Below are 20,660 nucleotides of genomic sequence, written 5' to 3'. Positions count from 1 at the left end.
GCGGCATCGCCGCGTATGAATCCCGACACCGGACATGCCGTCCGGCACCCGGCGAAACAGGAACGGCGCGATGCTCAAGCTCGACGAAAGGGATATCAGGATTCTCTCCATCCTGTCGCGCGAGGGGCGTATCTCCAAGACCGAGCTGGCGCGCCGGATCAACCTGTCACCGACCCCCTGCTGGGACCGCCTGAAACGGCTCGAAAAGGCCGGCATCATCGAGGGATACCGGGCTGGCATATCCCTGAAATCCGTTGCGTCGCATGTAGTTGTCTTTGTTCTGGTGGAACTGGAAAGCCATCGCACGGAAGACTTTCAGGCCTTCGAGACCGCGGTCACCCGCTATGACGAGATCGTCGCCTGCTGGGCGCTCGGCGGCGGCTACGACTACCTGATGCAGGTGGTCGCGCGAGACATCGATTCCTACCAGCGGCTGATCGACGACATGCTGGAGCGCAAGGCGGCCATGGCGCGCTATTTCACCTACATCGTCACCAAGGAGGTGAAGGCCCCGGGCACGCTGCCGCTCGAATTGCTGCTGGGCGCCGGGGAGTGAATTCCGCTGTTTCGCGGCCGATAAAAAGAAAAATCCTCTTGCTCCGTTTCCGGCTTCGGAGGCTTCCTCGCCGGGCAGGCTGATAGGCTTGGCGCCTAACCCGAAGGAGCCGCGCCATGGCCGACCCCGCCAAACGAACCGATTCGCCGCTTGACCTCGCCGACCGCCGCCTGATGCGGTCGCTCGCCTATGTCGGCGGGCAGTGGACTGCCGGCCGCGACGGCGTCTCCGTGCCGGTGACCGATCCGGCGGATGGCGCGTTGCTGGCGGAAGTCGCGCGGATCGATGCGGATGGCGCGACGGCGGCTGTCGATGTGGCGGATGGGGCCTTTCCAGCCTGGGCGGGCCTGCTGCCGCAGGAAAGGTCGAAGAACCTCCGGCGCTGGTTCGATCTGATGATCGAGAACCGCGAAGACCTCGCCGTCCTCATGACGGCGGAGCAGGGCAAGCCGATTTCCGAATCCCGGGGCGAGATCGACTACGCGGCCTCCTTCGTGGAATTCTATGCCGAGGAGGCCAAGCGTCCGAACATCGAGGGCGTGACCTCGCATCTGGGCGATGCCGAGGTGGAGGTCTGGCGCGAACCGCTGGGCGTCGCCGCCCTCGTCACGCCGTGGAACTTCCCGTCGGCCATGATCACCCGCAAGGCCGCGGCGGCGCTTGCCGCCGGCTGCACGGTGATCGTCCATCCGTCGATCGAGACGCCGCTCTCGGCGCTCGCCTTGGCGGAACTCGGCGAACGCGCCGGGCTTCCGGCCGGCGTCTTCAACGTTGTCACCGGCGATGCGCCCGAGATCGTCGGCGCATGGATGGCGGACAAACGGGTGCGGGCCCTGTCCTTCACCGGGTCTACCGAAATCGGCAAGCTGCTCTACCGCCAGGGCGCCGACACGGTGAAGCGCCTCGTTCTCGAACTGGGCGGCCATGCGCCCTTCCTCGTTTTCGCCGACGCCGATCTCGACCAGGCCGTCGACGAGGCGGTGAAGGCGAAGTTCGCCACCTCCGGACAGGACTGCCTGGGCGCCAACCGCTTCTTCGTCGAACGTCCGATCCATGACGCGTTCTGCAAGGCATTCGCCGAACGCACGAAGGCCCTTTCCGTCGGTCGCGGCGCGGAGGACCCGGATATCGGCCCGCTGATGAACGAAGCCACCGTGAGAAAGCAGGAGGAACACGTCGCCGATGCGCTTTCCAAGGGCGCGAAGCTTCTGGCCGGCGGCAAGCGTCACGCCGCCGGGCCGCTTTTCTTCGAACCGACCATATTGGTCGATGTGCCGGCGGACGCCCTTATCATGCACGAGGAGACCTTCGGACCGGTCGCCGCCGTTTGCGCCTTCGACGGCGAGGCGGAGGCGCTGCGCCGCGCTAACGAAACCGAATACGGCCTTGTCGCTTATCTCCACACCCAGGACCCGCGCCGCATTTACCGCGCCTCACGCGCGCTGCAATTCGGCATGGTGGCCGTCAACCGCACCAAGGTCACTGGTGCGCCGATCCCCTTCGGCGGGATGAAGCAGTCCGGTCTCGGCCGCGAAGGATCGCGGATCGGGATGGAGGCCTTCACCGAAGTCAAATATGTGTGCCGCGACTGGGCATGAAACCGGAACGTGAAAAAGGAATGAGACCATGCTGAGAAACGATCTTCTGGAACAGTGGGACCGGGAACACTTCTTCCATCCTTCGACCCACCTGGCGCAGTTCGCCCGCGGCGAGATGCCGAACCGAATCGTCACCGGTGGCGAGGGCGTCTTCATCGAGGATCGTGACGGCAATCGCCTGCTCGACGGGTTCGCCGGTCTCTACTGCGTCAATATCGGTTATGGCCGCCAGGAGGTCGCCGAAGCCATCGCGGCGCAGGCCAGGGAACTCGCCTATTACCACTCCTATGTCGGCCACGGCACGGAAGCTTCCATCACCCTGTCGAAGATGATCATCGACCGCGCGCCGGCAAATATGAGCCGCGTCTATTATGGTCTCGGCGGGTCGGACGCCAACGAGACCAACGTCAAGCTGGTCTGGTACTACAACAATGTCCTCGGCCGTCCCGAGAAGAAGAAGATCATCTCGCGCTGGCGCGGCTATCACGGGTCCGGCCTGATGACCGGCTCGCTGACCGGGCTCGGCCTGTTCCACAAGCAGTTCGACCTGCCGCTGCCGCAGGTCGTCCACACCGAGGCGCCCTATTACTACCGCCGCAAGGACGATGCGATGAGCGAGGAGGAGTTCTCCGACCATTGCGCCGCCGAACTCGACGCGCTGATCGAGCGGGAAGGCCCGGAAACGGTCGCCGCTTTCATCGGCGAGCCGGTGCTCGGCACAGGCGGCATCGTGCCGCCGCCCGCCGGCTACTGGGAGAAGATCCAGGCCGTCCTGAAAAAGCATGACGTGCTGCTGATCGCCGACGAGGTCGTGACCGGCTTCGGCCGCCTCGGCACGATGTTCGGTTCCGCCCATTACGGCATCGAGCCGGACATCATCACCATCGCCAAGGGGCTGACCTCGGCCTATGCGCCGCTTTCCGGTTCGATCGTTTCCGAAAAGCTCTGGAGCGTTCTGGAGCAGGGGACCGACACATTCGGCGCCATCGGTCACGGCTGGACCTATTCGGCGCACCCGATCGGCGCGGCGGCGGCTGTGGCCAATCTCAAGCTGATCGACGAGATGGGTCTCGTCGCGAACGCCGGCAATGTGGGTGCCTATCTGAACGCGAAGATGACCGAGGCGGTCGGCGAACATCCGAATGTCGGCGAGGTCCGCGGCGAGGGGATGCTGTGCGCCGTCGAACTGGTCGCCGACAAGGCGAACCGCACCTTCTTCGAGCCCGCCGGCAAGCTCGGTCCGGTCGTCGTGGCCGCCATGCTGAAACGCGGCGTCATCGCCCGCGCCATGCCGGAAGGCGACATCATCGGCTTCGCACCGCCGCTCTGCCTCTCCGAGGACGAGGCGGACACGATCGTCAAGGTCACGAAGGAAGCTGTCGAGGAAGCCTGCGCGGCGCTCTGAGGACAGCCGCCCGCGCCCTTCCGCTCGTCCGCGAGCGATGCGCGGTCCTTGAGAAATCGGGGTTCCGGCCGTCAGGCCGGAGCTCCGGTCACGGCCTCTTGTGGCCGCGTTCGCGCCAGATGACGTACAGGCCGCTGGCGATGATGACGGCCGCGCCGAGAAAGGTCGGCCCGTCGGGAATTTCACTCCAGATCAGCCATCCGAAGGTTGTCGCCCAGACAAGGCCGGTATAGTCCAGCGGCGCGACGATCGCGGCCGGCGCAAGACGAAACGCCTGCGTCATCATCGTCATGCCCGCCGTCCCGAACAGGGCGATCGCCGCGAAGAACAGGAGGTCGTCCGTGCTGATCGGGCTCCAGACGAAGGGCGCGACGATTGCGCTGAGAAGCGCGCTGGCGCCCGTCAGATAAAGCAGCATCGTCCAGACGCTTTCGCGCGTGTCGACCCAACGGGCGCTCAGCATCAGCAGGGCGTAGATGAAGGCGGTCGATACCGGCAGCAGGGAGACCGTCTGGAACGCCGCGGTCCCCGGGCGAATGACGATCAGCACGCCGAGAAACCCGGCGCAGACGGCGAGCCACCGGCGGGGGCCGACCCGCTCACGCAGGAAAAGCGCGGACATGGCCGTGATGAACAGCGGCGCGACGAAGATGAGCGCGGTCGCCTCGGCGAGGTCCAGACGGATGAAGCTGGTGAAGAACATGATCGTCGCCACGATCCAGAGGAAGCCGCGCAGAAAATGCGCGGCGGGCTTGCGGGAGCGCAGCGCGCCGGTCCCGCCCATCCGGACCGTGAGTGCGATGGCGAAGGGCAGGGCAATGACGTTGCGCAGGAACAGGATCTGCAACGGCGAATAGTCCGCGAGCAGGAACTTCGCGAGCGCGTCGTTCGCGCTGAGGCAGGCGACACCGGCGCACATCATCGCGATCCCCGCGATCGTTCTGTCCCGCGATTTTCCCGCTTCTTGCTGCATCCTTGATTCTCCCGGCGGCCGGCCAGGGCAGGGTAGGTTTTGACGGAGCGGCTGTAAAATATATAAGACAGTCGCAATAAATCTGGAAAATATATCAATGGTTGCCGATATCGATCTTCGCCAGATCAGGCAGTTCGTGACGCTCGCAGAGGAGCTGCATTTCGGCCGGGCAGCCGAACGGCTGCACATGACCCAGCCGCCGCTGAGCATGGCGATCCGCGCGCTGGAAGACGCGCTCGGCGTGCAGCTGTTTCATCGCACGCGCCGAAGCGTGGCGCTGACGCCGGCGGGAGAGATCTGGCTCGGCCACCCGGCGGCAGCATAGCCGCGATCATCTGCGTTATGGAAGCGATCTGAGTGATGCGGAATGGGAAATTCTCGCCCCTTTCATGCCGGCGCCGGCAAGGACCGGCCGGCCGCGTCAATGGCCGATGCGCGAGATCATGAACGCCATCTTCTATGTGCTGCGGGGTGGCATCGCCTGGCGGCTTCTGCCCAAGGACTTCCCGCCGATGACGACGGTCTATGGCTGGTTCCTGCGCTTCCGCCGCGAAGGTCTGTTCCAGACAATCAATCACCACCTTGTCATGACCGATCGAGAACGGACCGGACGTGAGGCCAGTCCCTCGGCGGCGGTGATCGACAGCCAAAGCGTCAAGACCGTCGAGGCCGGCGGCCCCAGGGGCTTTGACGCTGGCAAGAAGATCAAAGGGCGCAAGCGCCACGCCATGGTCGATACCGATGGCCGGGCCTTGGTCATCCAGGCGCATCCGGCCGACATTCAGGATCGTGACGGTGCCGTCCCGCTGCTCAAGGCGTCACGACGATCCTTCCCTTTCGTCGAAATCACCTTCGCCGACAGCGCCTATGGCGCCCAGAGGGTCAAGGATGCAACATGCATCGCCATCGAGGTGGTCAAGAAGATCGCCAACCAGATCGGCTTCCACGTCCTGCCGCGCCGCTGGGTGGTCGAACGCACATTCGCCTGGATCAGTCGCAACCGACGGCTGGCCAAGGATTTCGAAGGCACCATCGCCTCCGCCGAGGTCTTCCTCTACGCCGCATCCGTCATGCTGCTCACACGACGACTGGCCCGGTCAGCATGAGTTTCGAGTCGGACTCTAAGTCCCCAGTCTGCCACGATCCAAAGACAGCGGTTGTCCAGCGCTCTAACGGCAGTATCTTGCTCAACTTTTCTTACGAAGGCGTGGGGCCCGGGGGGTAGCAAGTGGTGCCGAAATCTGCCCAACACCTCCTGTGGCTCTGTCGAAGACGTCGCAACGAATTCTTCCGCTTTCGGATTGAGAGCCGTGCTGCTGATGGGTGATGCGAATATGGCACTCGTCGATTTTGTAGCGATCTTTCTTGGTAGTGATGTGATCGTACTGACATTGTCGTCCAAGATGAACTCGTGGTTCGGCGTCATTCTTCCCTGACCTGCCTTCGATACCATGTACGTCCGAGGCCAGATCCTAAGTTGACGATCGCTGCCAGAATTCGACAGCGCGCCGGCGCTATATCCATGTATCCGTTGGGAACTCCCATCAGCCAAATGCTCGAGACCAAAAAGCGAAGGCGACTGGAAGATTGTGACTGCGGATGAGCCCATGATTGACAGGCTGCTCGACAGCGGTTCGTGCATGTGGCCGAAGAGATGGAGATCGAACCGTCCGGGCGGCGCAATCTCCTTCTTCCAAGTGGCCAAGTTCCTCTCGCTCAACCATTCGACTGGTTGATGGGTGATAAGCAAGTTGAAGTCATTGTCTCTACACCAGCCTTCGGCATCCGGCAGTATCGTCGAAAGCTGTAGATGGTCAACGTGTAGATCACCGAGCTTAGAATCCTTATTTAGTTGCAACCAAGTCGAGTTCAGGCCGACAATACCGAGCTGTTTCCCATTTCGCTCAATGCATCCCACCTGATCGCCGGGGAGGAAACCAAAGGTCGTTTCGAGTAACGGTATCCCTGCGTCAGAAAGGCTCTCATACCACGCCTGATAATTTGCCAGCGAGCTCTTGACCGTTTTGCGATAAGGACTCGACGGTTCAGTAAGGAATTGTTCCCGTACCTCCGGCCGACTGTGCCAATCTTTAAGCAACATGGCGGACATATCTTTCTCGTCAGGTCGGACGAGATCGTGGTTGCCCGGAACCGCGATGAATTTAGGGTAACAGTTCAGGTCTGCGATTTTGCCATACAGTTCCTTTAGTGCACAGGTTGCACCATGAAATTCCTCGGGGGCTCCTTTCTGAACGATGTCTCCGGAAAATATCACTAAATCCCATGGACCCGATTGTTGAAACAGTAATGGAAGATCATCGTACAGATGATGCTTGAGATTGGACCAGAGTGGTGCCTGTCCTTTCATACCGAAGTGTAGATCGGACAGGTGTAGCCAGCGGAACGATGTGTCGGACATAGATCACTCAAAAAGAGAACTCGTTACGTAATCATATGCATGATTCGCAGAAGGGAACCATGGCGACCGAGGCCACAGTAGTTCGCAGCACGACTTTGCACAGTGAGAACCAGCCAAAGGCCGCCATCTGCCCGGCCTCCTTGTGGCGCGATTCCCCCAAACAATCGCTGCCCAAAGCGCACACAACGTGATACTCCGCGCCTTTCAGAGAAAGTGACCATGACGTTGAGTGCCGACCAGAACCGCACATCCCCCTTCGCCGCCATCCATCCGGCCCTTGCCTCCGCCCTGACGGCGAAAGGCTACAGCCAGCTGACGCCGGTCCAGTTGGCGATGACGAGTGGAGACCATGGCGAGGCCGATCTGCTGGTCTCGGCGCAGACCGGCTCGGGCAAGACGGTCGCCTTCGGCATCGCGATCGCCTCGACCCTGCTGGGCAGCGCCGAACGCTTCGACATGGCCGCCGCGCCGCTCGGCCTGATCATCGCGCCGACGCGCGAGCTCGCCATCCAGGTCCAGCGGGAGCTCGACTGGCTCTACGCAGCGGCACAGGTGAAGATCGCGACCTGCGTGGGCGGCATGGACATGCGCAACGAACGCCGCGCGCTGGGGCGGGGTGCGCATCTCGTCGTCGGCACGCCCGGGCGTCTGCGTGACCACATCACGCGCGGCGCGCTGGACCTGAGCGCCATCCGCGCCGTGGTGCTCGACGAGGCCGACGAGATGCTGGACCTCGGCTTTCGCGACGATCTGGAATTCATCCTCGGCGCGGCGCCGCAGGAGCGTCGTACATTGCTGTTTTCGGCGACCGTACGGCGCGGCATCGCCGAACTGGCCAGAACCGTGCAGACGGATGCGGTGCGCATCGAAACGACAGCATCCACCGAACAGCACGCGGATATCGAATACCAGTTGATGCTGGTGCGCCGCGACGAGCGCGAACACGCCATCATCAACGCGCTGCTGGACACCGACTCGACGAGCGCGCTGGTGTTCTGCCACACCCGCGAAGCGGTGCGCCATCTCACGGCGCGCCTCGCCAATCGCGGCTTCTCGGTGGTCTCGTTGTCGGGCGAGATGGCGCAATCAGAGCGCTCGAACGCGCTGCAATCCATGCGCGACGGGCGCGCCCGTGTCTGCGTGGCGACCGATGTCGCGGCGCGCGGCATCGACCTGCCGAACCTCGACCTCGTGGTCCATGCCGACGTGCCGAGCAACCCGGAGACCCTGCTGCACCGCTCCGGCCGGACCGGCCGCGCGGGCCGAAAGGGCGTCTGCGTGCTCATCGTGCCGGAACACAGGCGCGGCGCGGCGCATCGCGTGCTCGCTATGGCGAAGCTGACGGCGACCGTGCGCGCCGCCCCCGGCATTGCCGATATCGAGGCGCGCTACCGCCGACGGATACTCGATGCCGCCGCCTCGGCCGCCGAGCCCGACGAGACCGAGGCGGAATTCGTCGCCGAGCTGCTGGAGCGGGCGGGGCCCGAGCGTATCGCGGCGGCGTTCCTGCGCCAGCAGATGGCCGCCCATCCCGTTCCCGAGGAGTTGTGGCCGCTTCCCGCCGAAGCCTTGCGCGACAAGCGCTCTGCCCGTGACAGGAAATCCGGCGAAGACCAGCCAAGGGTCCGCGAGCCGCGCCCGGACATGCAGGGCGGCGTCTGGTTCACCATCTCGCTCGGCCGCAAACACCGCGCCGACCCGAAATTCCTGCTGCCGATGATCTGCAACGCCGGCGGCGTGACCAAGCGCGATGTCGGCGCGATCCGGATCGATCCCGCCGAAACCCGTTTCGAAATCTCAGCCGACAAGGCCGAGAGCTTCGCGGAGCGCATCAGCCAGCCCGAGAGTGTCGAGAAGGGCATCATGATCGCCCCGGCCGGCGAGGCGGGCGGCAGGCCGAGGCAAGAAAAGCCAAGGGATGCGCCCCCCGGGGACGCGAAGCCGAAATTCAAGAAGGGCGGCAAGCCAGGCAACAAACAGAAAGGCCCGGCGACGGATCGCGGAGAGAAGCAGAAATACAAGGGCAAGAAGCCGAAACGGCCCGCCTGAGCCTGCGCGCGTGGAATGACTGTCGAAACCAGCTCTTAGATAAGACCTTGCCGCAGAGCCATGGCAACCGCATGCATCTTGTTGGAGGCTCCAAGCTTTTGGCAACAATTGGCGATGTGGTAATTCACTGTCGGCGTGGTCAGCCCTATCCGGTCGGCCGTGGCTTCGCTTGAAAGACCGTCGGCGGCCCAGCTCAAGACTTCCCGTTCCCGCGGTGTCAGGGTCACCGCCTTTGTTGGAACCTTGTCGAAGAGGACGCGAATCGCTGCCGCGTGAAACTCCGCCGCAAAAAGCTGGATCCGCGCGGCGGATTCCGAAACCATATCGGCGACGCTGCCCGACGAATCGACGCAGAATGACAATCCGCCCATATCGCCTTCGGGTCCGGAGATCGGAACGACATAGCCTTCGACGAGGCCGAAATCCCGGGCCTCATGCAGCACAGCGCGTTCCGCTTTATTCAACAGTTTTAAGAATTCCCGGTGCCCCCAGCGAAACGGCAGGCGCGACCGGCTGCAGATCTTCGCGAGCGGGTCGTGAAACTGGTAGTCTCGCTCGGCATAGCGGACAAGCCACTCGGTCGGGCAATTCGTGATCACCGGATCGGTCTTGAGCAAAGCGTTCCGTGGCGGGTTCAGCAGCATGTAGCTGAAATTCTTGCTGCCGATCGACTCGCAAAACGCGTTCGCCCGATGAATCAACTCCGATTTCTCGCTCACCCCGCGAAGATCGAAGTCATCCTGCCCAACCCAAAAGCCCATTCCCTCACCTGAAACCACCGATCCTATTAAGTCTAATAGTGTACAAATCCCGCCCCCACCGGCGACAACATGTCGATCATGAGAATCGTTTGGGGACGCGCAATGACGAATTATTGGGGGAAAGCCGGCGGCTTAACGCCGCAGCCGAGCAAATACGCGGAAAAGCGCCGGATTGTTCGCCCTTCGGTATCCGTGCTCCTGTCCGGCGTCACGGCGCTGATCTCCTCCACCGTTCTTGGCTGGCAACCGGTCCTTGCCGATGACCTCATCGTCGGCCAGCCGGGCGGCGAAACCCACAACGTGACCGGCACGGAGAACTACGACAACTTCGTCGTCGGCGACCTGACGGGCGATATCGGCACGGTCAACATCCTGAACGGAGCCGTTCTGAATACCGGCCCTGGCACGTCGTCGACCGTTGGCCACCAGACCGGCACATCCGGGACGGTGGCTGTTTCCGGAAATGGCTCCAAGTGGACGGCAAGCGGGAACGGGGACGGCGTAACCTTCCTCGGCTATTCCGGTTCGGCCACGCTGCAGATCTCCAATGGCGGCATGGTTGACCTCAGTCGCGCCTGGACCACCATGGAAAGCGGCAGCAGCATGACCGTGACGGTTTCGGGCGACGACTCAAGCCTGAGGGTCGGCGACTTCCTGATCGGCTATAAGGGCACGGCGAACGTCACCGTCGACAATCGCGGGTCGCTTGACACCAACGGCACTGCCATCGGCGGCTGGAACTACGTTGCCGACGGCACGGGCAGCGGATCGCTGACGGTCACCGGTACGGGACGACCTGGACGGAACGGGGCGGTGTCGACCTTGCCAGGGGCGGCGATACGACGGCAGACCTGACCATTTCCGATGGCGCCACCGCCACCGTTGCCGGCGGTGTCTATGGCGTCACCGGCGCCACGATGCTGTTCACCGGCAACGGCACGAGCGTGACGATCGGCGATGAGAACGACGACGAATCCAAAAGCTGGGTCTACTTCAGCGGCGGCGAGATCACCGTTTCCGACGGCGTCGATTTCTACAGCGACGGCGGCTATATCGGCGGCGGCGGACCCGAGGCGACGACCATGACTGTCACCGGACCGGGCACCACGTGGGACACGACCAGGCGCATCTATATCGGCGGCGACGAAGGCGGCGGCGGGGGCGGCAACGGCTCGGTCACCGTCTCCGACGCGGCTTCGGTCACTTCGGCCACCATCGGTGTGGGCATGGATACCGATTCGACCGGCGAACTCATCTTGACGGGCGCAGGCACCACGGCGCATGCCTATGCTGTTCCCTCGATCAACTATCTCGGCAATGTCTATGTCGCCTATGGCGGTACTGCAGTCGTCACCGTTTCGGATGGCGCGGCGCTCACCGTCGACAATGAATTGCGCATTGCGACGACTTCGGGCGGGGTCGGCACGCTGAATATCGGCGCGGCGGCAGGCGATGCCGCCATCGGTGGCGGAACGATCACCTCCCCCAAAATCGTCTTCGGCGAGGGCGACGGAACGATTGTCTTCAATCACACCGACTCCGACTATGTGCTGGCGTCGGACGTCACCGGCACGGGCACGCTGAAGGTGCTCTCGGGAACGACCAGCCTCACCGGCGACTGTTCGGAGTATGCCGGCGACGTCCTGATCGAGGACGGCCTGCTCTCGATCGACACATCCAGCTTCGTGGGCGGCGTCTTCGGCATGACCGGCGGAACCCTGGCGGTGAACGGTTCGATATCGGGCGTTGCCGACGCCGTGACGATGGAGGGCGCGACGCTCGCCAATGCCGGTTCGATTTCGGGAACTCAATACGGCATCGTGCTGGCCGGCAGTGGCAACGAGGTCACCAACACCGGAACCATCTCCGGCGGCACCGCCTCGATCCGCTACGATGCGGGCGGCAACCGGTTGAACATCCTGCCCACCGCGGCATTCAGCGGTCTGGTGGATTTCAACAGCACCACGGGCAACACGACGGCCTTCGGCTCGGGCAGCTATTCCATCCCGGTCGCGGAGTATCTGACCGGCAGCAATACGGTTGAACTGAACAACAACCGGCAGTCCGTCATCTACACCGATCCCGATACGGCTTCGGGCACGATCGACGTGGTCGACACGACGACCAGCATGGCGTCCGCCTTCTCGACCACCCAGACGATCACCTCCACCGTTGGCATGGTCATGACCGACATCCTGTCCCTCGACATCGATCGCGACGGACCGGTCGATGAGCGGACAGGCCCGGACAGCGCGCTCGGATATGCCGAGGAGGCGGCCGAGTCCGATGCCGAACAAGCCATGGCGAAGGTGGTTGGCGAAGGCCTCGCTGTCGCGCCTGGCGGAAACCTCGTTTGGCTGCGCGGTTTCGGCGGCCAGAGCTTCGACGACGGCACCGACACCAACGCCGCCCATTACGGCGTTTCCTTCGGTATTGATCATGTTGTCGGTCAGACCCGCTTCGGCGCGATGGGCGGCATCGGCGCGATGCGCAACCAGACGAATGACAACAGCTCGAAAGTCACCGGAAACACCGCGTTCGGCGGCCTCTATCTCCGCCATGACGCCGGTGGCCGTTATTTCGATGCGTCCCTGATCGCGGGCGGGATCTTCTCGACGTCGGAACGCGAAATCAATACCGGCGCCGAGACGGCGACCGGCACCTATGATGGCTGGTTCGCATCGCCGGAAATCGCCGTTTCGGGCGACTACGAGGTGGCGCCGGGCTGGGTGCTGACCCCGAAGAGCGTGCTGCGCTACACGTATGGGTCGTTCGATGGTTACGCCGAGCAGGGCTCATCGCAGAACATCACTTACGGCAACCGCTCGGTCGATGCCCTGCAGGCCGCGATGGAACTGAAGATCACCAATCGGCACCAGTTCGCCAACGGGCAGACGGCCAGCTATTCGGTAACGGGAACGATCCTCGATACCTACAATATGGGCGATTCCGCCCTGAACGCCTCGTTGCAGGGCACGGACTTCACGATCTCAAGCGCGGAACAGCGCAACGTGTTCGGCGGCAAGCTCGGCGTCAGCTCGGAACTGAAACTCAATTCCCAGACAACCGTTTTCACGGGCGCGAACGCGAGCGTGTATGACAACAACTCCTGGGATTACGCCGCGAATGCAGGGGTCAAGGTCAAGTTCTGAACCGATCTCCAAACGGTCTGGAAATGACCGCTGTCAGGAAACCCTCAAATTGGCCTCTCAGGCCGATTTGAGGGCGCAAAACTGCCGCTAGCGGACGAGCCGCTCCTCACTCCCTTAACTAAACTCCGTCCGCGCTTTTTTCGGCAAATTCGCCGATAGCGTCAGCCCCCGCGCCGATTATCTTGTCAGTGTTTCATCGTGTAACTGGCAACAAAAAACCCCGGAGCTCTCACCCCGGGGTCTCGCTAACTCAGTCAGCTAACTTGCTTACGCCGCCTCATCCATCTGCGCATACGGATCGAACCGCGTGTAGAAGGTCTCGCCATTGTCGGCCATTTCCTTCAACAGTTTCGGCACCTTGAACTGCTTGCCATATTTACGGCGGAGCTTCTCGGCCAGCGCGACGAACTCCGCCACGCCCATGCCGTCGATGTAGGAGAGCGTGCCGCCCGTATAGGGCGCGAAGCCGAAGGCGAGGATGGAGCCGACATCCGCCTCGCGCGGGTCGGTGACGATGCCTTCCTCCATCACGCGGGCCGCTTCCAGCGCGATGACGGCGAGGAAGCGCTGCTTCAGTTCCTCGAAGTCGATCGAGTCCGCATCCTGCTGCGGGTAGAGCGTCTTCAGATCGGGCCACAGGTGCTTCTTGGCGGGTTTCGCCGGATAGTCGTAGAAGCCCTTGCCGTTCTTGCGGCCGTGGCGGCCATGCGTGTCGACCATCGTGTCGATCAGCTTCACCTGCTCCGGATCGACAGCCTTTTCGCCGAGATCACGGATGGTTTGCTTCATGATCTTCTGGGCGAGATCGATCGCCGTCTCGTCGGTCAGCGCCAGCGGGCCGACAGGCATGCCGGCCATCTTGGCTGCGTTCTCGATCATTGCCGGCGGCACGCCCTCGATCAGCATCTGGAACGCCTCGTTCATGTAGCGCAGCACGCAGCGATTGACGTAGAAGCCGCGCGTGTCGTTGACGACGATCGGCGTCTTCTTGATGGCGCGGACATAGTCCATCGCCACTGCTAGCGCCTTGTCGCCGGTACGCTTGCCCATGATGATCTCGACCAGCATCATCCGGTCCACCGGCGAGAAGAAATGGATGCCGATGAAGTTCTTCGGCCGCTTTGAATTCTTCGCCAGCGCGGTGATCGGAATGGTCGAGGTGTTGGAGGCGAAGATGCCCGACGGCTTGAGCTGGGCTTCGCCCTGTTCGGTGGCGGTTTTCTTGACCTCCGAGTCCTCGAACACCGCTTCTATGATCAGGTCCGCGCCCTCGATCTCGGCATAGTCGGTCGTCGGCGTGATGAGCGACAGGAGCTTTTCCTTCTCCTCTGCCGTCGCGCGGCCCTTCTGCATCGCCTTGGTGACGAGGCCCTCGGAATGCGCCTTGCCCTTCTCGGCGGCCTCCATCGTTCGGTCGAGCAACACCACGGGAATGCCGGCCTTCGCCGTCACATAGGCGATGCCCGCGCCCATGAAGCCCGCGCCGAGGATGCCGATCTTCTTGAACCTGGTCGGCTTGACGCCATCCGGGCGGCGCGCGCCCTTGTTGAGTTCCTGCAGCGAGACGAATAGCGAGCGGATCATCGATCCGGCCTCTGTCGTTTGCAGGACATGGGCGAAATAGCGCTGCTCGATCTTCAATGCGGTGTCGAAGGGCACCTGAAGGCCCTCATAGACGCATTTTAAGATCGCCGCTGCGCCAGGATAGTTCATGTTGGTCTCGCGGCGCAGGATCGCGGAAGCCGCCGGCCACAGATTGGCGCCGGCCGGCGTGTAGATCTTGCCGCCGGGCAGCTTGAAGCCCTTCTCGTCCCAGGGCTGCACCGGCTTCAGGCCGGCCGCGATCATCGCCTTTGCGGCCGCGATCAGCTTCTTCGGCGGCACGACGTCATGGATCAGCCCCATCGCCTTGGCGCGCGACGGCGTCAGGCTGGAGCCCTGCGTCATCATCTGCACCGCGTCCTGCTGGTTGGTCAGGCGCGGCACGCGCTGGGTGCCACCCGCGCCGGGGAAAATGCCGATCTTGACCTCGGGCAGGGCCATCTTGACCGCCGGGCTGTCGGCCGCGATCCGGCCGTGGCAGGCGAGCGACAGTTCGAACGCGCCGCCCATGCAGGTGCCGTTGATCGCCGAGACCCAGGGCTTGCCGCAGGTTTCCAGCTTGCGCCACAGCCAGCTCATCCGGCCGGCGCCGTCAAACAGCATCTGCACCGCCTTTTGCGGGTCCTTCGCCTTCTCGGTCTGAATGATGTCGAACATCTTCTTGAGCATGGTGATGTCCGCGCCGCCGGAGAAGGAATCCTTCTTGCCCGACGTGAAGACCGCGCCCTTGATCGCGTCGTCGGCGACCACCGCGTCGATGATCGCGTCGATCTCGTCCATCACCTCCTCGGTGAAGACGTTCATCGACTTGTCGGGCATGTCCCAGGTGACGAGCGCGATGCCGTCGGCGTCGGTTTCGACGGTGAAGTTTGTGTAGGTCATGGATTTCTCCTTTGAACGTTTCCGCGTCCGCTTCGGCGCGGTATTTCAGGCTTTTTCAATTTTTTCAGTGCAATCTTGTCGCTTGAACGGGAACTGAGAGATGGCTGACACCTGCGAGGGTTGCCGGTCCGGCGAGCCGCTTGGCTTTGATTTCACGATGGCGTTTCAGCCGATCGTCGAAACGTCCGAAAGCATCGTCTGGGGCTATGAGGCGCTGATCCGGGGCACCGCCGGCGAAGGCGCGGGCGAAATCCTGTCGCGCGTCGGCCCCGAGCAGCGCTACCGCTTCGACCAGGCCTGCCGCGTCAAGGCCGTCGAGCTGCCGTCGCGGCTCTTTCCGAAGGAGAACACGCCGCGCCTGTCGATCAACTTCCTGCCCAACGCGGTCTATGAACCCGCCGCCTGCCTGCGCAAGACGCTGTCGGCCGCGCGGCGCTGCCATTTTCCGCAAACCGCGATCATGTTCGAGTTCACCGAAAACGAGATCGTCCACGACACCGCTCACCTGCGCGCCATCATCGCGGAGTACCGCAAGCAGGGCTTCGTCACGGCGATCGACGATTTCGGCGCCGGTTTTTCCGGCCTCGCGCTGCTCGCCGATTTCCAGCCCGACCTGATCAAGCTCGACATGCATCTCGTTCGCGACATCCATGCCAGCCGCGCCCGTCAGGCGATCGTCGCCGGTCTCGCCGGCATCTGCCGGGAACTCGATATCGCGCTTCTCGCCGAGGGCGTCGAAAGCGAGGCCGAGTTCCTGATGTTGAAGGCTGCTGGCGTGACGCTGTTCCAAGGCTACTGGTTCGCGCCCCCCGCCGTCGAGGCCTTGCCGCAGGTCAGCGCAGCGGCGATCTCGGCGGTGAATATCGCCGCCTGAGGCCTGCAGCCGTCCCGGCCAAGGCGCGATCGCCCTTCTATGCATGCTGTACCCCGTCATGCCGCAACGCCTGTGTCGAGCGCGGCCAGCAGGCTGTCGGTGGTTTCGATCGTCGCGAACTCGCCGTCCAGATTGGACAGCGTCATCGCGTGAATGTCTTCGGCGGTTTCGTGGCGGCCGTTATGGCCGGTACGGTCGAATGTGTAGCAGGCATCCGAAACGAGCCGAGCGTCGAAGCCGAGATTGCCGGCCATCCGCGTCGTGGTCTCGACGCAGTGATTGGTGGTGATGCCGCAAATCACGACCGTCTCGATACCGAGCGCACGCAGGCGCGTTTCCAGATCTGTACCGATGAAGCTCGAATTGACGTGCTTGACGATGACCGCTTCGCCGCCGCGCTCGCGCGCCTGGTCGATCGGCTCGTAGCCGGGCTTTTCCGGACGCAGCGCCGAACCCGCCTCGCGCGAGGCGTGGCGGATATGGAAAACCGCCATACCCTCGCGCCGGAAGGCGGCGAGAAGGCGCGCGATGTTGTCGACGGCCTGAGGATTGTTACGCCGCATGCCGGCGGCTTCCCATTCGAGGAAGGCCTTCTGCACATCGACGAGCACCAGTGCCGTCCCGCCTTTGGATTGCAGGCCGGTCACGCCAGGTCTCCGGGGCCGCGTCCGGCCCTGTCCATGCGGTCGGCGACTCGCGCGGCGAGGGGGCCGGATTCGCGCAGGCCGGCGATCACGCCTGTCCGGTCCGGCTCACTCTTGTGCTGGTTGAGCTTCAGCGCCCCTTCGGCGCGCTCGACGCGCAGCCGCATCCCGACGATCGCCGCCATCATCCGTTCCGTATAGGGCCGCGGGGCGTCGGAGACCGCCCAGGGCTCCGGCTGGCTCTCTTCATTGTGCGCCGTCAGATCGACCAGATGGCGCTCGAGTTCGCCCGCATCGGTGATCGGCTCCAATCGGCCGTGCATGTGCACCGTGACATAGGTCCAGGTCGGCACCACCTTGCCGGTCTCGGCCTTTGTCGGATACCAGCCCGGATGGATGTAGGACTGGTCGCCCTGGAAGATCGCGACGGTCGGCGCGTCAGGATCGATCTGCCAGTGCCGGTTGCCTTTGGCGACGTGGAACTCGACGAAGAGATCGTCGCCGTCCTGCCGTATGACACAGGGTGCGTGGGTCGCGTTGAGGCTGGCGCCCTCGCCGGTGACGATGCAGCCGAACTGGATCTCGCGGGCAAGCGCGGCCAGCCTGTCGCGGTCGTTCTCCTGAAAGAAATCCGGCTGGTACATGGATGTCATACCCGCTCGATAATCGTGGCCGTGCCCATGCCCGCGCCGATGCACAACGTCACCAGGGCGGTGTTGAGGTCGCGGCGCTCCAGCTCGTCGAGCACGGTGCCGAGGATCATCGCACCGGTCGCGCCGAGCGGGTGGCCCATGGCGATGGCGCCGCCGGCGACGTTCATCTTCGAATGGTCGATCTCGAACGCCTGCATGTAGCGCAGCACGACCGCCGCGAAGGCCTCGTTCAGCTCGAACAGGTCGATGTCGTCGATCGACATCTTCGCCTTCTTGAGAAGCTTCTCGGTCACGTCGACCGGGCCGGTCAGCATCAGTGTCGGGTCGGAGCCAATATTGGCGAAGGCCTTGATCTTAGCGCGCGGTTCGAGCCCCATGGACTTGCCGCCGCGCTTCGAGCCGAGCAACACGCCCGCCGCGCCATCGACGATACCCGACGAGTTGCCGGCATGGTGGACATAGTCGATCGCCTCGACCTCCGGATGGCCGGCGATGCCGACAGCCTCGAAGCCGCCCATCTGGCCGGGCATGACGAAGGACGGGTTGAGGCTCGCCAGCGACTGCATGTCGGTGCCGGGGCGCATGTGCTCGTCACGGTCGAGAATGGTCAGGCCGTTCTGGTCCTTCACGGGGATGACGGTCTTGGCGAAATGGCCCTTGTCCCAGCTTTCCGCCGAGCGTTTCTGGCTTTCCACCGCATAGGCATCGACGTCGTCGCGGCTGAACCCGTATTTGGTGGCAATCAGGTCGGCCGAAACGCCCTGCGGCATGAAATAGGCCGGGATGTTGACCGACGGGTCCATGTACCAGGCGCCGCCCGACGCGCCCATACCGACGCGCGACATGGATTCGACGCCGCCCGCGATGACGATGTCGTCGGCGCCCTGCGCGATCTTCGCCGCGCCGAAATTGATGGCGTCGAGGCCGGAGGCACAAAAGCGGTTAATCTGCAGACCGGGCGCCTCGGTCGCGTAACCGGCCTCGAAGACGGCCGCGCGCGCGATGTCGCCGCCCGCTTCGTAGACCGGGTCCACGCAGCCGAGGATCACGTCATCGACCTTCTTCGTGTCGAGGCCGTTGCGCTCGCGCAGCGCCTCGAGAACTTTCGCGGCAAGGCGCGGCGTCGGCACTTCGTGCAGGCTCCCGTCCTTCTTGCCGCGCCCGCGCGGCGTGCGCACCGCGTCGTAGATGAATGCGTCAGCCATTGTCGTCTCCTTGTTTCCTGCGCGCGGCTCAGGCCGTCGCGGTGTCTTGTTCCTGCCCGGACGGCATCAGGTCTTCCGGCAGCTTGAAGCCCTTCAGGCGGCGCAGCCGGTCGAGCCAGCGCGGTATCGCCGGGAAGTCGTCGGTGACCATGCCGATCTGCGCCGGCCAGAACAGGTAGCCGGCAAGCGAGAAGTCGGCGATCGTCGGGCGGTCGGCGGCCACCCAGTCGCGGTCCGCCAGATGCTCGTCGAGAACGCGCCAGGCGCTGCGCGCCCGCGAATAGAGAAACTCGGCTTCCGGCGTGTCGCCCTTGCCCGCGAAGATGCGCAGGAAGCGGTAGGTCGCCGAGTAGCTGGTCAGCTTGTGGTTGTCCCACAGGATCCAGCGCATGACCTCGCGCTTCTCGTCCTCGGATTCCGGCATGAATTGCCCGAAATGTTCGCCAAGATGATAGAGGATCACGCCCGACTGGCTGATGACGAGGTCGGGACGGCGCGTGTGGTCGATCAGCACCGGCACCTCGCCCATCTCGTTCAGATCGCGGAACTCCGGCCTGCGCGTTTCACCCGAAAAGAAGGCGACGCGATGCGGCTCCCAGTCGGCGCCGCACAGTTCCAGCATCAAGGCCGCCTTGTAGGCATTGCCGGATTCGGTGAAGCAGTGGAGGGTGAAATCGACCATCTCAAAGGCTCCTGGCGATCAGCAGTTTCATGATCTCGTTGGTGCCGCCATAGATGCGCTGCACGCGCGCGTCGCGAAACATCCGGGCGATCGGATACTCGTTCATGTAACCGTAACCGCCATGCAGTTGCAGGCAGGCGTCGGTGATCTTTCCCTGCAGATCGGAAAGCCAGTACTTCGCCATCGAAGCGAGTTCCGGGGTCAGCCGGCCTTCGAGATGTTCACCGACGCAGAAATTGTAGAAGGTGCGCCCGACGGTCGCCTCGGTCTTCAGTTCGGCCAGCGTGAACTGCGTATTCTGGAATTCGATCACCGCCTTGCCGAAAGCCTTGCGGTCCTTGACATAGTCGATCGTGACGGCCAGCGCCCGTTCGCACATGGCGATTGCCGAGCCGCCGATCTGGAGCCGTTCCTGCGGCAGTTGCTGCATCAGCTGGACGAAGCCGAGCCCTTCCTCGTGGCCGAGGAGATTGGAGGTCGGTACGCGCACATCGTTGAAGAACAGTTCCGACGTATCGTTCGATTTCAGCCCGATCTTGTCGAGGTTGCGGCCGCGCTCGAAACCGTCCGCGTCATCGGTCTCGACGATGATCAGCGAGGTGCCTTTCGCGCCCGCAGTCGGATCGGTCTTGGTGACGACGATGATCAGGTTGGCGAGCTGGCCATTGGTGATGAAGGTCTTCGAGCCGTTGAGGACGTAGTGGTTGCCGTCCTTCTTTGCCGAGGTCTTCACGCCCTGCAGGTCGGACCCCGCGCCGGGCTCGGTCATCGCGATCGCGCCGATCAGTTCGCCAGTCGCGAGCTTCGGCAGCCAGCGCTGCTTCTGCTCCTCGGAGCCGTAATGCGCGATGTAGGGCGCGACGATGGAGTTGTGCAGCGGGATGCCGAAGCCGTCGACGCCGACATGGCTGATCGCTTCGAGGATTGCCGTCTCATGCGCGTAGGTGCCGCCTGCGCCGCCATACTCTTCCGGCATCGACGCGCAGAGAAGTCCGTTCGCGCCAGCCTTTTCCCAGCTCTCGCGGTCGAAGATCTCCGCCTTCTCGAAATTCTCGTATTTCGGGAGGATTTCGTCGGTCATGAAACGTGTCGCCATCTCCTGGAGCATGACGACGTCTTCCGTCGCCCAGGATGGCTTCGGCATGCCGAGAATATCCGCCGGATTGCTGGCCATTCGTTCCTCCCGTTATGCGTGTCTTCGATCG

The 20,660-nt window shown here is 63.4% G+C and carries 17 protein-coding genes and 1 pseudogene; 9 read left to right on the top strand and 9 right to left on the bottom strand.

Annotation, left to right across the window (positions count from 1 at the left end; genetic code table 11):
• Window positions 1-70: 70 nt before the first annotated feature.
• The 3 genes from ACQK2M_RS22575 (at window position 71) to ACQK2M_RS22565 (ending at window position 3,559) form a co-directional block, all read left to right on the top strand.
• Complete coding sequence (locus ACQK2M_RS22575; RefSeq protein WP_223476450.1) at window positions 71-556, top strand: Lrp/AsnC family transcriptional regulator; 486 nt, start codon at window positions 71-73, stop codon at window positions 554-556.
• A 116-nt stretch (window positions 557-672) separates the two neighbouring features.
• Window positions 673-2,154 carry an NAD-dependent succinate-semialdehyde dehydrogenase gene (locus ACQK2M_RS22570; RefSeq protein WP_425419672.1) on the top strand — a complete coding sequence of 494 codons (1,482 nt, stop codon included), beginning with the start codon at window positions 673-675 and terminating at the stop codon, window positions 2,152-2,154.
• 28 nt (window positions 2,155-2,182) lie between these two features.
• A complete protein-coding gene (locus tag ACQK2M_RS22565; RefSeq protein ID WP_425419671.1) occupies window positions 2,183-3,559 on the top strand; it encodes an aspartate aminotransferase family protein in 1,377 nt (458 codons plus the stop codon).
• A gap of 88 nt (window positions 3,560-3,647) precedes the next feature.
• Here ACQK2M_RS22565 and ACQK2M_RS22560 read toward each other — a convergent pair whose 3' ends face one another.
• On the bottom strand, window positions 3,648-4,532 hold the full coding sequence (locus ACQK2M_RS22560; protein WP_425419670.1) for a DMT family transporter: 885 nt from the start codon (window positions 4,530-4,532) through the stop codon (window positions 3,648-3,650).
• 109 nt (window positions 4,533-4,641) lie between these two features.
• Here ACQK2M_RS22560 and ACQK2M_RS22555 point away from each other — a divergent pair.
• A pseudogene (locus tag ACQK2M_RS22555) lies at window positions 4,642-4,842 on the top strand (LysR family transcriptional regulator); the annotation flags it as partial.
• 25 nt (window positions 4,843-4,867) lie between these two features.
• Window positions 4,868-5,638, top strand: a complete 771-nt coding sequence (locus ACQK2M_RS22550; RefSeq protein WP_425420116.1) for an IS5 family transposase — start codon at window positions 4,868-4,870, stop codon at window positions 5,636-5,638.
• Here the strand turns inward: ACQK2M_RS22550 and ACQK2M_RS22545 are convergent.
• Window positions 5,587-6,951, bottom strand: a complete 1,365-nt coding sequence (locus ACQK2M_RS22545) for a metallophosphoesterase (protein WP_425419669.1) — start codon at window positions 6,949-6,951, stop codon at window positions 5,587-5,589. The genes ACQK2M_RS22550 and ACQK2M_RS22545 overlap by 52 nt on opposite strands.
• A gap of 219 nt (window positions 6,952-7,170) precedes the next feature.
• On the opposite strand from ACQK2M_RS22545, the gene ACQK2M_RS22540 reads away from it, so the two are divergent.
• Window positions 7,171-9,000 (top strand): DEAD/DEAH box helicase, encoded by a 1,830-nt coding sequence (locus ACQK2M_RS22540; protein ID WP_425419668.1) that lies wholly within the window; start codon window positions 7,171-7,173, stop codon window positions 8,998-9,000.
• Between the two features lie 35 nt (window positions 9,001-9,035).
• On the opposite strand, the gene ACQK2M_RS22535 is transcribed toward ACQK2M_RS22540, so the two are convergent.
• Window positions 9,036-9,779: a helix-turn-helix transcriptional regulator gene (locus ACQK2M_RS22535; protein WP_425419667.1), complete on the bottom strand. Its 744-nt coding sequence runs from the start codon at window positions 9,777-9,779 to the stop codon at window positions 9,036-9,038.
• 84 nt (window positions 9,780-9,863) lie between these two features.
• On the opposite strand from ACQK2M_RS22535, the gene ACQK2M_RS22530 reads away from it, so the two are divergent.
• Window positions 9,864-10,616, top strand: a complete 753-nt coding sequence (locus tag ACQK2M_RS22530) for a hypothetical protein (RefSeq protein WP_425419666.1) — start codon at window positions 9,864-9,866, stop codon at window positions 10,614-10,616.
• Between the two features lie 62 nt (window positions 10,617-10,678).
• Window positions 10,679-12,913 carry an autotransporter domain-containing protein gene (locus ACQK2M_RS22525; protein ID WP_425419665.1) on the top strand — a complete coding sequence of 745 codons (2,235 nt, stop codon included), beginning with the start codon at window positions 10,679-10,681 and terminating at the stop codon, window positions 12,911-12,913.
• A 267-nt stretch (window positions 12,914-13,180) separates the two neighbouring features.
• Here the strand turns inward: ACQK2M_RS22525 and ACQK2M_RS22520 are convergent, their stop codons facing one another.
• Window positions 13,181-15,397: a 3-hydroxyacyl-CoA dehydrogenase NAD-binding domain-containing protein gene (locus ACQK2M_RS22520; protein ID WP_425419664.1), complete on the bottom strand. Its 2,217-nt coding sequence runs from the start codon at window positions 15,395-15,397 to the stop codon at window positions 13,181-13,183.
• 100 nt (window positions 15,398-15,497) lie between these two features.
• Between ACQK2M_RS22520 and ACQK2M_RS22515 the strand changes: the two genes are divergently transcribed.
• The gene (locus ACQK2M_RS22515) at window positions 15,498-16,271 is read left to right on the top strand and encodes an EAL domain-containing protein (RefSeq protein ID WP_425419663.1); all 774 of its coding nucleotides are present in this window, start codon (window positions 15,498-15,500) and stop codon (window positions 16,269-16,271) included.
• A 56-nt stretch (window positions 16,272-16,327) separates the two neighbouring features.
• Here ACQK2M_RS22515 and ACQK2M_RS22510 read toward each other — a convergent pair whose 3' ends face one another.
• Genes ACQK2M_RS22510 through ACQK2M_RS22490 form a run of 5 tightly spaced genes read right to left on the bottom strand, consistent with a single transcriptional unit; the run spans window position 16,328 to window position 20,629 of the window.
• Window positions 16,328-16,918 (bottom strand): cysteine hydrolase family protein, encoded by a 591-nt coding sequence (locus ACQK2M_RS22510; protein ID WP_425419662.1) that lies wholly within the window; start codon window positions 16,916-16,918, stop codon window positions 16,328-16,330.
• Complete coding sequence (locus tag ACQK2M_RS22505) at window positions 16,915-17,568, bottom strand: FMN-binding negative transcriptional regulator (protein WP_425419661.1); 654 nt, start codon at window positions 17,566-17,568, stop codon at window positions 16,915-16,917. Before ACQK2M_RS22505 ends, ACQK2M_RS22510 begins: the two co-directional genes overlap by 4 nt.
• Window positions 17,565-18,773 carry an acetyl-CoA C-acetyltransferase gene (locus ACQK2M_RS22500; protein WP_425419660.1) on the bottom strand — a complete coding sequence of 403 codons (1,209 nt, stop codon included), beginning with the start codon at window positions 18,771-18,773 and terminating at the stop codon, window positions 17,565-17,567. The genes ACQK2M_RS22505 and ACQK2M_RS22500 overlap by 4 nt, the downstream gene beginning before the upstream one ends.
• A gap of 28 nt (window positions 18,774-18,801) precedes the next feature.
• Complete coding sequence (locus ACQK2M_RS22495) at window positions 18,802-19,455, bottom strand: glutathione S-transferase family protein (protein ID WP_425419659.1); 654 nt, start codon at window positions 19,453-19,455, stop codon at window positions 18,802-18,804.
• A gap of 1 nt (window position 19,456) precedes the next feature.
• Window positions 19,457-20,629: an acyl-CoA dehydrogenase family protein gene (locus tag ACQK2M_RS22490; RefSeq protein ID WP_425419658.1), complete on the bottom strand. Its 1,173-nt coding sequence runs from the start codon at window positions 20,627-20,629 to the stop codon at window positions 19,457-19,459.
• Window positions 20,630-20,660 lie beyond the last annotated feature (31 nt).

It is taken from the genome of Oricola indica (assembly GCF_965227485.1).
In the GTDB taxonomy this organism is placed as follows: domain Bacteria; phylum Pseudomonadota; class Alphaproteobacteria; order Rhizobiales; family Rhizobiaceae; genus Oricola; species Oricola indica.
Note: the sequence above shows the minus strand (reverse complement) of the source record. Positions and strands in the feature narration are given on the sequence as shown.